At 62.0% G+C, this 13,324-nt stretch carries 13 protein-coding genes; 7 read left to right on the forward strand and 6 right to left on the reverse strand.

The annotated features are described in order from the left end of the window. Positions 1-47: 47 nt before the first annotated feature. From NKH57_RS01470 to gatB, 3 genes are all read right to left on the reverse strand, one after another. Positions 48-746: an AIM24 family protein gene (locus tag NKH57_RS01470; protein WP_352941092.1), complete on the reverse strand. Its 699-nt coding sequence runs from the start codon at positions 744-746 to the stop codon at positions 48-50. A 118-nt stretch (positions 747-864) separates the two neighbouring features. Continuing rightward, a complete protein-coding gene (locus NKH57_RS01475; RefSeq protein ID WP_352941094.1) occupies positions 865-1,353 on the reverse strand; it encodes a GNAT family N-acetyltransferase in 489 nt (162 codons plus the stop codon). Positions 1,354-1,357: 4 nt separating this feature from the next. Next, complete coding sequence (gene gatB, locus NKH57_RS01480) at positions 1,358-2,857, reverse strand: Asp-tRNA(Asn)/Glu-tRNA(Gln) amidotransferase subunit GatB (protein ID WP_352726690.1); 1,500 nt, start codon at positions 2,855-2,857, stop codon at positions 1,358-1,360. Between the two features lie 279 nt (positions 2,858-3,136). On the opposite strand from gatB, the gene NKH57_RS01485 reads away from it, so the two are divergent. Next, a complete protein-coding gene (locus NKH57_RS01485; RefSeq protein WP_023759402.1) occupies positions 3,137-3,394 on the forward strand; it encodes a YjhX family toxin in 258 nt (85 codons plus the stop codon). A 47-nt stretch (positions 3,395-3,441) separates the two neighbouring features. Here the strand turns inward: NKH57_RS01485 and NKH57_RS01490 are convergent, their stop codons facing one another. Next, positions 3,442-3,873 (reverse strand): CBS domain-containing protein, encoded by a 432-nt coding sequence (locus NKH57_RS01490; protein ID WP_023759403.1) that lies wholly within the window; start codon positions 3,871-3,873, stop codon positions 3,442-3,444. Between the two features lie 88 nt (positions 3,874-3,961). Continuing rightward, entirely contained in the window at positions 3,962-4,720 is a 759-nt protein-coding gene (locus NKH57_RS01495) for a rhomboid family intramembrane serine protease (RefSeq protein ID WP_352941097.1), read from the reverse strand. A 228-nt stretch (positions 4,721-4,948) separates the two neighbouring features. Here NKH57_RS01495 and NKH57_RS01500 point away from each other — a divergent pair, with 228 nt between their 5' ends. From NKH57_RS01500 to NKH57_RS01515, 4 genes are all read left to right on the forward strand, one after another. After that, on the forward strand, positions 4,949-5,986 hold the full coding sequence (locus NKH57_RS01500) for a substrate-binding domain-containing protein (RefSeq protein WP_023759405.1): 1,038 nt from the start codon (positions 4,949-4,951) through the stop codon (positions 5,984-5,986). A gap of 155 nt (positions 5,987-6,141) precedes the next feature. Beyond that, complete coding sequence (locus NKH57_RS01505; protein ID WP_352941100.1) at positions 6,142-7,398, forward strand: LVIVD repeat-containing protein; 1,257 nt, start codon at positions 6,142-6,144, stop codon at positions 7,396-7,398. A gap of 71 nt (positions 7,399-7,469) precedes the next feature. Further along, the gene (locus NKH57_RS01510) at positions 7,470-8,999 is read left to right on the forward strand and encodes a sugar ABC transporter ATP-binding protein (RefSeq protein ID WP_352726683.1); all 1,530 of its coding nucleotides are present in this window, start codon (positions 7,470-7,472) and stop codon (positions 8,997-8,999) included. Continuing rightward, positions 8,996-10,012 carry an ABC transporter permease gene (locus NKH57_RS01515; protein ID WP_352726681.1) on the forward strand — a complete coding sequence of 339 codons (1,017 nt, stop codon included), beginning with the start codon at positions 8,996-8,998 and terminating at the stop codon, positions 10,010-10,012. The genes NKH57_RS01510 and NKH57_RS01515 overlap by 4 nt, the downstream gene beginning before the upstream one ends. Positions 10,013-10,074: 62 nt before the next feature. Here NKH57_RS01515 and NKH57_RS01520 read toward each other — a convergent pair whose 3' ends face one another. Then, positions 10,075-11,109: a substrate-binding domain-containing protein gene (locus NKH57_RS01520; protein ID WP_352941103.1), complete on the reverse strand. Its 1,035-nt coding sequence runs from the start codon at positions 11,107-11,109 to the stop codon at positions 10,075-10,077. 570 nt (positions 11,110-11,679) lie between these two features. On the opposite strand from NKH57_RS01520, the gene NKH57_RS01525 reads away from it, so the two are divergent. Both NKH57_RS01525 and NKH57_RS01530 read left to right on the forward strand, forming a co-directional pair. After that, positions 11,680-12,312: a PAS domain-containing protein gene (locus NKH57_RS01525; protein ID WP_352726678.1), complete on the forward strand. Its 633-nt coding sequence runs from the start codon at positions 11,680-11,682 to the stop codon at positions 12,310-12,312. 182 nt (positions 12,313-12,494) lie between these two features. Continuing rightward, positions 12,495-13,112: a PilZ domain-containing protein gene (locus NKH57_RS01530; RefSeq protein ID WP_023759411.1), complete on the forward strand. Its 618-nt coding sequence runs from the start codon at positions 12,495-12,497 to the stop codon at positions 13,110-13,112. Positions 13,113-13,324: the final 212 nt, after the last annotated feature.

Consider the following 13,324-nt stretch of genomic DNA (forward strand, 5'->3'; position numbering starts at 1 on the left):
CAAACGCCGGGATGACGCAGGGCCGGATCGTTGCCGCCATGCTCGAACTACTCTTCGCTTGGCATATGCAGATACATCGACTGGATGCCGACCCGGCCCGGTCCGGTGAAGCGGTTGACGACAAAGTTCATATTGGCACCGAAGAAGCCACTCGACAGGCGATCGATCTTGGTTTCCATCGTGACCGAAACATCCTTGAACAGCCAGCCACCAGGCTCGATGTCGATGGTCTCGCCGGCGGCGAGCGTCTTTTCGAAGACATTGCCATAGCCGTGCAGCCAGACGATGCCGTCCCCGGAATCACCGCGAAACCGGTCGATGAAAAAGCCGCTCTGTCCGAACAGCATCGTCGCCAGGCCACGCACACGCTCGAAAGAGTAGTCGACATTGCCGGTCGCGGCGAGAAACTGGTGCTCGCGCACCTGTATCTCGTCGCCACGCTGGAGATGGATCGGCACGATGTGGCCCGGACCATCGCGACTGAAGGCAATGATGCCCGCCCCCGAAGCCTCGGTGACGAATATCTGCATTCCGGCCATCATGCGCTTCAACGCGCCCTTCAGCGACTTCAGGCCGATGGTGATGGTGGAATTCTTCCACAAAAGGATGTGGTGCTCGAAATAAACTGGCATCCGCGTCACATCGACCGAGAGCACCGGCACCAGTTCGCCGGCTATATGGTAGGTGACGCCACCAAAGGTCTCGTCCGACACCTGTGTCGGCATCAGTTCCGGCAAGCTCGGCATAAATTTCCCCCTCGCCGTCGCGCCGTTGGATGCGGACGCTGGCTCAAGCAGCGTTGATACGCCTGCGGGGGCAGGTCAAATCAAAAACGCGAGACAATTGGCGACCGGACACGCCGATCTAGCCGAGCGGCTTCTCAAAACTCAGCATCGTCGGCCTTGAGTTGTCGCGGGATTCCGCCGCGGCGCCGACGGGCAGGAACCCTTTCGATCGGTAAAAGGCGATGGCGCCGCTATTGGCCTCCTCGACCTCGACGCGCAGCACTTGCGCTTCCGGGAAACTGTCCTCGATCTCGTCGAGCAGCGATTGCCCGATGCCGCGCCTTTGGCAGTCCGGATGGACGTAAAGCTGGTTCAACAGGATGACCTTCGCATCCGCGGTGGCGGCGGCGAAAGCCATGCCGCCGATGCGCTTGCCGTCATCGGCCACCAGGAACTCCGAATTCGGCCGTGTCAGCCGCGAACGAAGCGAGGCAATCGAGTGCCATTCATCGGTGATCTCGGTCACTTTGGCAGCGCCATAAAGGGCGTCATAGGTCGCATGCCAAGTCTCGACCAGCAGCGTCCGCACAGCGGCAAGGTCGCGTTCCCCGGCGGTGCGGACGAACACAGCCCTACTCGATGCCCAGCTTGACCTTGACGAGATCGTTGACCGCTTGTGGATTAGCCTTGCCGCCGGTCGCCTTCATCACCTGGCCAACGAACCAGCCCGCCATGCTCGGCTTGGCGCGCGCCTGTTCGACCTTGTCGGGGTTGGCAGCGATGACCTCGTCGACCGCCTTCTCGATGGCGCCGGTGTCGGTGACCTGCTTCATGCCACGGCTTTCGACCAGCTGGCGCGGATCGCCGCCCTCGGTCCAGACGATCTCGAACAGGTCCTTGGCGATTTTGCCGGAGATGGTCCCATCCTTGATGAGATCGATGACCGCGCCCAGCTGATCAGGCGAAATCGGAGCGTTTTCAATGCCTTTTCCGGCCTTGTTCAATTGTCCGAGCAGATCGTTGATGACCCAGTTGGCGGCGAGCTTGCCGTCGCGGCCGGCGGCGACCTTCTCGAAATAGTCGGCGATCGGCTTTTCCGAAACCAGGATGGAGGCGTCATAGGTCGAAAGACCGAGCGACGAGATCAGCCGCGCCTTCTTGTCGTCCGGCAGCTCCGGCAACTCCCTGGCCAGCGCATCGACATAGGCCTGGTCGAATTCCAATGGCAGAAGATCCGGATCGGGGAAATAGCGGTAATCGTGCGCCTCTTCCTTCGAGCGCATCGAGCGCGTCTCGCCCTTGACGGCATCGAACAGCCGCGTTTCCTGGTCGATCTTGCCGCCGTCCTCGAGGATGGCAATCTGCCGGCGTGCCTCGTAGTCGATGGCCTGGCCGATGAAGCGGATCGAATTGACGTTCTTGACCTCGCAGCGCGTGCCGAACTCACCGCCCGGCTTGCGTACCGAGACGTTGACGTCGGCGCGCATCGAACCTTCGTCCATGTTGCCGTCGCAGGTGCCGAGATAGCGCACGATGGTGCGCAGCTTGGTGACATAGGCCTTGGCTTCGTCGGCCGAGCGCATATCCGGTTTCGAGACGATCTCCATCAGTGCCACGCCCGACCGGTTGAGGTCGACATAGGACATGGTCGGATGCTGGTCGTGCATCGACTTGCCCGCATCCTGCTCCAGATGCAGCCGCTCGATGCCGACCTCGATGTCCTCGAATTCGCCCTGGCGGTCGGGACCGACCGAGACGATCACCGTGCCCTCGCCGACGATCGGCTGCTTGAACTGCGAGATTTGGTAACCCTGCGGCAGGTCGGGATAAAAGTAGTTTTTCCGGTCGAAGACCGACTTGTGGTTGATCTGCGCCTTCAGCCCAAGGCCAGTGCGGATCGCCTGCTTGACGCATTCCTCGTTGATGACGGGCAACATGCCCGGCATCGCCGCGTCGACCAGGCTGACATTGGCGTTGGGTGCCGCTCCAAAGGCGGTCGAGGCGCCGGAAAACAGCTTTGCTTCCGAGGTGACCTGCGCGTGGACCTCGAGACCGATGATGATCTCCCAGTCGCCGGTGGCACCGGAAACAAGGCGCTTGGCGTCGGGCGTGCGGGTGTCGATGAGGGACATTGTGGCCTGCGTATTGGAACTACGGATTATGCGTTTACGCATATTTTGGTGTGCAACTTCGCTAGTGCAAACCGTTCAACGAGACAAGCGCAAAGCCACGGACTGGCCTTTTCAGCCGCTTTCGCCTATAGGACGCCCATCCCAATGGAGAGTGGATGTCCACTTACGCTCAGTCCCGGTAAGGCCCTGACCTCCTAGCGAGGCAGGGCAGAAAACCTGAAACCCCGTGCCGTGAAGTTTCGCGGCGGCGGCATTTTCTGTTTTCCCGGAAACTCTCCCATGGATATTTCGCGCATTGAACAGCGCATCCTGCATCTGCTCGCGCAGGGCGGACGCATTGAAATCGAAAAGAACGAGAAAAAGCGGATCGCCTCCGTCAAATGCCTGACCCGTGACGGCTGGCATTATCCGGGCGTCGATCTCGACATGTTTCGAAAGCTGAAGCGGAAGAAGGCCGTTTCCTCGTCGGGCGGTGGACCCTACCGCATCACCCGGCGTGGGCTGGAACTCGTCCGTTCCGAACTCGACAACAGGTAGACACGGCTCCGCCGGTCGGTGCTCCGGCCGGCGGTTCCCTCCACCGCTCAGGCGGTGGCGATATAGGCCCTGATCTCTTCGGCCTCGCGCTCGACATCCTCGATGCGCCGCTTGACCACGTCGCCGATGGACACGATGCCATCGAGCATGCCGTCCTTTTCCACCGGCAGATGGCGGAAACGGCCTCGGGTCATGATTTCCATCACCTCGTTGACGGTGTGGTTTTCGTTGCAGATCTTCACCTTGGGCGTCATCGCCGAACGCACCGCTATATCGAGCGCGGCACCGCCTTCCTTGGCCAGAACCCTCACAATGTCGCGCTCGGAAAGAATGCCGACGATCTTGTGGTCACCATTGGTGATGACCAGCGCGCCGATCCTGTGTTCGGACAGGATGCGAATGGCTTCGCTCAGCTTTTCGTTCGGCCCGAGCGTCAACACGTCATGGCCTTTTTTCTCGAGAATTGCCTTCACCGTCATGGCTTCCTCCTCTGCTTTTTGCCCGCCGGTTCCAGCCTGACCGGCTTTCACATAAGAGTGAATATCGTGCGCCGTGATCGGTTGCATTTCAAGTGCGGTGGTCGGTGTTCTCCCATTCCGGTGCCGGCCACCGCCTGTCGAACCAGCGCAGGCCGAAGAAGCCGGCGACGAAGCCGCCAATATGGGCTTCCCACGCGATCTGGCCCTCTACTCCCGGGGCAAAACCGAGAAGACCGGTGGCAAGATTGATGATCATCCACACGGCGAGGAAGATCACGACGCCGCGCAAGCGCAATACCAATGCGATCGGCAGCACCGGGCCGGCGAAGGCAGCCTTGCCGGCCGAGCGATCGGTACGAAAACCGAAACGCGCCGCAGCTCCCATCATGCCTGATATGGCTCCCGAGGCACCGACCAGCGGCGCTTCTCCATAAGGATGCATCGCCCAGAAAAGCGCGACCGAAGCCAGCCCGGTTACGGCAAAGAACAGCGCGAACCAGAGCGTGCCCAAACGATTTGCCAATGGCGAGCCAAAGGCTGCAAGCCAGACCATGTTGATGGCAATATGGGCAAAGCCGCCATGCATGAAGGCATAGGTGAACGGCCGGGAAAACAGGAACCAGTCGAAGCCATATTGTCCGGTGTAGAGAACCGGGATGAAAGCCCCGTCGTACAGCAATAACATCTGCTGTGCTTCGTTCAGCACATATTGCTGCAGCAGATAGACGGCGACGCAAATGCCGATCACCGCCAGCACCACCGGGGGCAGGTTGAACACCGGCTCACGCCGCCGTGGCGGCTCGTCGTCCACCTGTTGTGTTTCCGAAGGGTCTGCCGGTTCGCTCATGCGCATCTGATCCAGGATTCCTGCGCGTCCTTTAGAGCAAGGATGCTCGCGTTGGAACAATTCTGTTTCCCGGACAGCGAACGCCCCGCACCAGGTCGCCTTCATTTGCTAAAAGACCGAAAGGAAGCGAAGCGGAAATGCTCCGGGATGCGAAAAACTCGCAACGAGCGTTCTCGGAAGCGATGATCCCCCTCCCTAGAATGCCGCCAATTCCAAAGGGGTCCCCACATGATCAAGCATCTTCTTTCCCTGGCCGTCGCTGGCATCGCCAGTCTCGTCACCGCCGCTTCGGCGCAGGGCATATCCGGCGCACCAGCTCCCTTCGACAAGGGCGGCGTCAAGATTGCCGTCGTCAGCTTCCTCGGCTCCGGCGACTGGCTCCAGGCATTCGAGGCCGGCGTGAAGCGACAGGCCGACGCGCTTGGCATCGAGGCCAACATCTCGCAGGCGCGCAACGACATCAACACCGAGCGACAGTTGATCCAGCAGGCGATCAATCTCGGCGTGCAAGGCATCATCATCAACAACGGCCAGCCCGAAGCAATCAAGGACGTCGCACAGGCGGCGCTTGACGCCGGCATTCCGGTGGTGGCCTACGACACCAATCTCGACAATCCAAAGATCCCGCAGGTCGAACAGTCCGACGCCGATATGGCGCGCCTCGTGCTCGACCAGGCGGTCAAGGACCAGGGCCAGAAATTCGATGGCGGCGTCCTCTATGTCGCCGGCTTCGCGCCGCTCGATCGCCGCTATGCGGTCTGGAAGGATTTCGGCAAAAAGTACCTAGGCATCAAGGAAGTCGCCACCTGGGGCGTGGTCAACGACACCGTCGCCGCTTCGGTCGCGGACCAGACCAAGGCTGTGCTCACCGCCAACCCGACGCTTTCGGTTGTCTTCGCTCCATGGGACGAATTCGCTCGTGGCGTGAAGCTCGCCATCGACGAGCTTGGCGTCGCCGATAAGGTGAAGATCTATGGCGTCGACATCTCGACCTCGGACATCCAGGCCATTCTCGAACCGAACAGCCCTTGGGTGGCGACGGCGGCAACCAATCCGGCCGTGGTCGGCGAGGCTTCGGTGCGTGCACTTGCCCAGTTGATCGCCGGACAGAATCCCGGCCATTCCGTGCTGATCCAGCCGACGCTCGTCACCAGGAAGGATCTCGTCGACAACAACATCAAGACGATCGAGGACCTGCAGGCGAAGTTCCCGGCCTTCAAGGACAGCGACGCGGCAAAAGCACCCTGGATACCTGCGTCCAATTGAAATCCGGCATCCTCCTTCAGACAATCAGCAATCCGAACAATCATCCCCGGCCTGACCGGGGATGATCACGCTGGAATGCCCGGCGGCGACCGCATCTGCGCCTCCACCCGCTCCGACAGGCAGGAGGCGCCGGCCCGACCTTACGAAAGACGATCATGAGTTCTGTCCCAACCCCCGACTATTTCAGCAACATGCGCCTGATCGGTCATTCCGATCAGGGTGGGCGGCCGGACGGATTGCAGGTGATGGTGCATCGGGGCTTCGCCTATGTCGCGCATCCCTGGTCTCAAGGCTTTTCCATCATCGATGTGCGCGATCCCAAGAATCCGGGCGGGACGGTGTTCGTGCCGGCGCCACCGAATACCTGGACGATCCATCTGCAGACGCATGAAGACCTGTTGCTGGTCGTCCATGCGCGCGACCTGTTCGCCGATGCTGCTTTCGCGTTCGATGAGAAGGTCTACTACACCAAGTCGATCGGCGAGACGATCGGCACCGCTTCCGGTTCGGGCTCGGCGCGGACCTGGTCGGCCGGAATGGCCATCTACGATATCTCGAAACCAACGCAGCCTCGCCAGATCGGCTTCTTCCCGGTCGATGGCATCGGTATTCATCGCATCTGGTATGTCGGTGGGCGCTACGCGTATGTGTCGGCGCTTCTCGACGGCTACAGCGACTACATTCTGCTCACGGTCGACCTTCAAGATCCAACACGGCCCGTCGAGGCCGGTCGCTGGTGGATTCCCGGCATGCATCTCGCCAGCGGCGAGACACCGGGCTGGCCCGACGGTCGACGCTACGCGTTGCATCATGCGGTCGTCGAAGGCGACACCGCCTATGCCTGCTGGCGCGACGGCGGGCTGACCGTCCTCGATGTCGCGGACCCTGCCCTGCCGAAGCTGATCACCCACAAGAACTGGTCGCCGCCCTATGGAGGCGGCACGCATTCGGCGTTACCGCTGGTCAAGCGCGGTCTGCTCGTCGTCGCCGACGAGGCCGTGCTCGACCATGAGGAGGATGGGCGCAAGCATACCTGGATCTTCGACATACGCGATCCGGCGAACCCGATTTCGATCTCGACGCTGCCGACCCCGGATGAAACCGACTACACTGCCAAGGGCGGACATTTCGGCCCGCACAATCTGCATGAGAACCGACCGGGCAGCTTCGTGTCCGACACGCTGATCTTTGCAACCTACCAGAATGCAGGGGTGCGCGTTTTCGACATCTCCGACCCCTATCGGCCGAAGGAGACAGGAGCGCTGGTACCGCCGGCTCCCAGCCGCATGGTCGACAAGCGTCCGAACCGGCCACGAGTGATCCAGTCGACCGACGTGTTCGTCGACGCCAATGGCATCATCTATTCGCTCGATTACAATGCCGGGCTGGCAATCATGGAATATGGCGGTTGACAGGCGCGACCGTGCCCGTTGGCTTGCCTGCCTTTCTCAGTTCTCACCCAATCCATAACCGGCTGAACCACTTGTCCCTCACCGCCGCCCCCATTGCCGTCGCTGTCGCCGGGATCGAGAAATCTTTTGGGCCGACGCGCGCGCTCGCCGGAGCCGATCTTGCCGTCGCGGCCGGGGAGGTGGTGGCGCTGATGGGCGCCAACGGCGCCGGCAAGTCGACGCTGGTGAAAATCCTTTCGGGCTCACATGTGCCCGACGCGGGAACGATCACGCTTGGCGGCAGGTTCGTCGCCTTCGCCTCGCCCAGCGCCGCCAAGGCTGCCGGCATCGCGACCGTCCATCAGGCGACGGACCAGGCCGGCGCCGCTGGATTGACGGTCGCCGAGAATCTTCTGCTCGATGAACTTTGCCAGCCCGGCGGGCGCTTCTTCGTCTCGGCCGCGTCGATCCGCAGGCGTGCGCGCGCCATCGCGGCGCTGATCGATCTCGACCTGCCGCTCGACCGCGACTTCGTCGATCTGCGGCCGGCGGAACGGCAATTGGTCGCCATCGCCCGCGCCGTAGCGGCCAAGGCCTCGGTCCTCATTCTCGACGAGCCTACATCCAGCCTCTCGGCCACGGAAGCGGACCGGCTCTTCGCCATCATCCGGCGGCTGCGGGCCGGCGGCATGGCAATCCTCTACATCTCGCACAGGCTTGGCGACCTTGCCGCCATCGCCGACCGCGCCGTCGTCATGCGCGGCGGCCGCATCGTCGGCGCTTTTGCTAAGCCGATCGATTTCCCTGCCGCCGTTGCGGCCATGATCGGCCGAACATTGGAAGCCGCTATCCACGACGGCAAAACATCGACGGCCCCGATCGTCGCCTCCATCAAGGGCGCGCGGCTGATTCCCGGTGCGCGGCCTTTCGATCTCGACCTGCGCTCCGGCGAGGTCGTCGCGCTGACCGGCACGCTCGGCTCGGGCAAGAGCCGGCTGCTGCGCGCGCTTTTCGGCCTGGAAATGCTGGCGCAGGGCAGCTTCGTGCTCGATGGGAAACCGTGGCTTTCGAACGGACCGGCGCGATCGATCGAAAACGGCGTCTTCATGGTCGCCGAAGATCGCTGGGCATCGTCGCTTTTGCCAGCCGAGATTCCGGGCGCCTCGATTGCCGGCACGATCGCCCTGCCGCATCTGCGGCGTTGGTTTCCCAGCGGTCTGCTGCGGGCCGCGCGCGAGCGCAAGGTCGCCTCCGAGGCGATCGCCCGGCTCGGCATCAAGGCGCGCGGACCCGACGACACACTCGATGAGCTTTCCGGCGGCAACCAGCAGAAGGTCGTGCTCGCCCGCTGGCAAGCGGCACCTTGCCGGCTGCTGTTGCTCGACGAGCCTTTCCAAGGCGTCGACGTCGGCGCGCGTGCCGACCTGATCGCCGCTATCCGCAACAGCCAGAGCGATTCCGCCACGCTGATCGCGACAAGCGACACCGAAGAGGCACTGGAGGTTGCCGACCGCATCCTCGTCATGCGCGATCATTCACTTCACGAGGCCGGTGACGGCCATGGCTCGCTGACAGACCAGATCGGCAAGGTCGAGAGCGAAAAGGCCGGAGATCATCGATGACGAACCTGACGACCGAGCAACCGGCCGCCCCGCGCACATCGTTCTTTCGGGAGACGCGCCGCTACGCGCTCTTCGTGCTGCTGGCACTGATGGTGATCGGCTTCTGGTATGCACAGCCCGCCTTCATCCGCTCGGCCAACCTGTTCTCGATCCTGCAGGCGGTTTCTGTCGTGGCGATCCTCGGCGTCGGGGTCTCGATCACAATGTCGGCCGACGGCTTCGATCTCTCGGTAGGCAGTATCGCCGCCTCGTCAGTGATGGCGGCGAGCTACGCCATGGTCGTCTGGCAGCTGGACGCGGCTGAGACCATGGTGCTGGTCCTGCTGATGGGCGCCTTCATAGGCCTCTTGAACGGGCTGCTGATCGTGCGTGTCGGCGTCCCCGATCTTCTCGCCACGCTGGCGACCATGTTCCTGCTCGCCGGCCTGCAGCTGATCCCGACAGGCGGCCGCTCGATCACCGCCGGGATGGTGCTTCCCGACGGCTCATCGGTCACTGGCGCTTACGATCCAGCCTTCCTGATCCTCGGCCGGTCGCGGCTCTTCGACACGATCCCCTTGTCTGTCGTGGTCATGGCGGTCGTCGCCGTCCTCGCCTGGTTTCTGATGGAGCGTACGCGCTGGGGCCGCGTCTTCTATGCGATCGGCGGCAACGAAACGGCCGCGCATCTATCCGGCGCGCCGACCAAGGCATACCGGCTCTGGGCCTATATCCTGTCCGGCACTCTTGCTTCGCTGGGAGGTCTGATCGTCGCTTCGCGTGTCGGCCGAGGCGATGTCTCAGCCGGCAACTCGCTCCTGCTCGATGCGGTGGCCGCCTCGCTGATCGGATATGCCGTGCTCGACAAGCGTCGCCCGCATGTGATCGGCACTGTGGCCGGCGCAATCTTCGTCGGCGTCCTCCTGAACGGCCTCACCATGCTGAACGCGCCCTATTACACGCAAGATTTCGTCAAGGGCGTCGTGCTGGTTGGCGCTCTGGCGCTGACGTTCGGCCTGGGAAAGAAACGATAGTTCACGCCGGCACAGGCGTTATCTCCCCTCCTTCGCGGCGAAACGAGGGAGGGGAGAAAAGGTCAGTTGGTGGGGATCCAGCTTGCGGTCGCTGCGTCGCTCTGACCAAAAGCGGGCAACTTGGCATCGAGATCCTCGATCGTCTTGATGCCGTTCTTGCGCAGCTCCTCCTGTGTCAGCAGGACCGGCTTGACGACGATGTTGTGGCCGGGATCCTCTCCCGCGATCAGCTTTGCCGCCGCCCGCACCGAAACGGCGCCTACGACGGCCGGGTTGGTGGCCGCGGTGGCGACCCATGGACTGCCTTCCGCGGTGATCTCGGTGATATCGGCGGTCGACACATCGGCCGAATAGATCTTCACCTTGTTCGAGATGCCGAGCTCATCGGTGGCGAGTTTCACGCCGCGCGCGAACTCGTCATAGGGGGCAAAGACGACGCTGATGTCGGTATTGGCCTGGAACGCCGCCTTGGTCTGGTCGGCGGTCGACACCGCGGTCGTATCATTGACCGTTCCCCAGCGGGCTTTCTCGACGATCCCGGGATTGGCCTTCTTGGTCTCCTCCCAGATTTCATTGCGACGGTCGAGCGGCGCGAAACCGGCGACGTAGACATAACCCGCCTGGAATGAGGTGCCGTTGTCCTTGAGGGCCTGGCCGAGGGACGCCTTGGCCAACTCGTGATCGGATTGTTCGACTTGCGGGATTTTCGGATTGCCGAGATCGACGTCGAAAGCCACAACCTTGATGCCGGCGTCGAGGGCCTTCTGCGCGACATCCTTTAAAGCTTCCGGCTGGCCATGGTCGATGATGATCGCCTGGACGCCGAGATTGATCGCCTGTTCGATCTGGTCACGTTGTGCCGCCGCATCCTGCCGGCCGGAAAAGACCGTGAGATCGATGTCGAGCGCTTTCGCCTGTTTCGTCGCACCGGCCTGGTAGGCCTGAAAGAAATCGCCGGCGGAGATGAAGGTGACGAGTGCCACCTTCACGCCGCCCTTGTCGAAGGGCGCCGGCGCTCCGGCCAACCCGGCGGCCCCGGCCGGAATGGCACAGGCGAGCAGGCTGGCGGTGATCAGTCCAAGAACGGAAGTCTTCATGAAGGTCCCCAGAAAATAACGCCGACAAGGCGCGTCTCCGACCGCGGGATCGCCGCCGTCGCGCCTCAAGGAGCGAATGCGCAAGAGTACAGCGGCAATCGAGCCGTTCGGAACGCAGATTTTTCTCTTTCGAAGCGCGTGATTGGCAAATGTTGCCGTTGCTTGTCGCAGGCTTGGGCGATGCCGCGTTGTCGATCGTCGGGATTGTTCCAGCATCGCGGCGAGCGGAAATCTCAGCCCGCCGTTAACCCCGAATCGCTGGGCGCGAATCAAAAAAGAAGCCGTTCAAGGTTTCCCCTGAACGGCTGGTCGAGCCCCCTGCTCCCCTAAAACTCTGACTGAAGTGCTGCCGATCGTCGCGAAACGACCGCTTCTGGAGTGGTTTTTGTGTGCCACGGGGCTTGCTTCGATGCAACGTAAACCACTTGTTAACCTTAACGGCCCCGACCCGTGAACAAGTGTTAACGACGCTGGCACGCTTCCTGCTCCGCAACGCATGTAGGTCATCGGAGGGCGCCCTTCTGTTCACCGATGGGACATCAGACGACAGATTGCGCGGAGCAGCATAATATGAACCAGAATGGATCGATCACGCTGTTCCACTATTGGAATCGCCTGCGTGACGGACGCCCTGCCCCGAAGCGTTCGGAGGTCGAGCCGGCCGATATCAAGTCGCTGCTGGCCGACACCTTTATCCTGGAACGGGACACGCGCGGGCAAGCCGTGTTCCGGCTGGCCGGCACCAGGCTTTGCGCCTGCTATGGCCGCGAACTCAAGGGGTTTTCCTTTCCATCGCTGTGGCGCGAGAAGGATCAGCGGCTCGTCTCGCGGCTGATCCATGGTGTCTTCGAGCAGAAGTCGGTCGTGCTCATCACCTATGAGGGCTTCAGCCGCAACGGGCGCTCCAACAAGTTCGAGCTGCTCGCTTTGCCGCTTGACGGCGGCGTCGAAAATCCGCGCTGCCTGGGCGTCGTCAGTGCCGTGGAGAAGCCCTTCTGGCTGGGCGCCGACCCGATCACCGACGCGCTGATCGATTCGATCCGCGTCATCGACCCGGAGAAGGAGCTCCTGAACAACCGTCCGGCGATCGATGTTCCCTCGCTCGTTCCCAATGACCTCGGGGCACCCGAGACGATCTCGGCGCTCGGCCGGGCGCGCCGCATCCGTCATCTCGTCGTCTTCGATGGCGGGCGCGAGGAATAATCCGCAGTTTCGCGTCTCGGTAATGTCGCCCAAAAGTGCGCAGCGGTCTTGGAACAACGACATACATACAAGGGGACGAGCCTAAAAGCGCCCGCTTTTCCCCTTTGTTAACCTGCTTTGTTGTACTTCTTTGATGAAGTTCTCGCATGGACGCGTGGGACGCAAACAGGGTGAAGGCAGTCATGAGGTCAGCGGCGATCGACTATGCGCCGTCCCAAGCTGAAAGGCGTAACTTTCAGCGCGTCCGCGTCAAGATTTACGGGCGCTTCATGCTGGAAGACCGCACCGAGCACCCCTGCCAGGTCGTCGACATGTCGCCGGGCAATGTAGCATTTCGCACCGACCGCATCGGCATGCCCGGCGAAAAAGTCATCGCCTACATCGATCATATCGGCCGCATCGAAGGTGTCGTCACGCGCACCTTGCAGGACGGTTTCGCAATGACCGTCATCGCGTCGGATCGCAAGAAGGACAAGCTTGCCGCGCAATTGACCTGGCTTGCCAACAAGCATGAACTCGACCTGCCGGAAGACCGTCGCCACGAGCGCGTCGCGCCGCGCAATCCGACCAGCGTTCTGCAGCTCACCGATGGCCGCCAGTACCAGTGCCGTATCATCGACCTGTCGCTTTCCGGCGCCGCGGTCGAGATCGACGTCAAGCCGGCAATCGGCATCCAGGTCATGCTGGGCACCATGCGCGGGCAGGTCGTCCGCCACTTCGAGGATGGCGTCGCCATCGAATTCGCCGTCATCCAGCGTCCCGAAACGCTCGATTCCGAATTCAACGCGCCGCGCGCCTGACAAGGCCAGCAACGCTTTCATGAAGCCGGCCCTTTGCGGCCGGCTTTTGCGTTCGCGACATCGCCGATTGAGATGCTTCAGCCAAGCTCGAGGCCGTTGCCCTGCAAGGCCCGCGTGACATCGAGCCCGAGGGGTCAGCTTCGAAACTCCCAATAATTTAATACTCAAATGAATAAAATTAGACGTTTATTCTACTGGCGTTTTACTAAAAA

The sequence above is a fragment of the Mesorhizobium sp. M1050 genome (genome assembly GCF_040318715.1).
Lineage (GTDB): Bacteria > Pseudomonadota > Alphaproteobacteria > Rhizobiales > Rhizobiaceae > Mesorhizobium.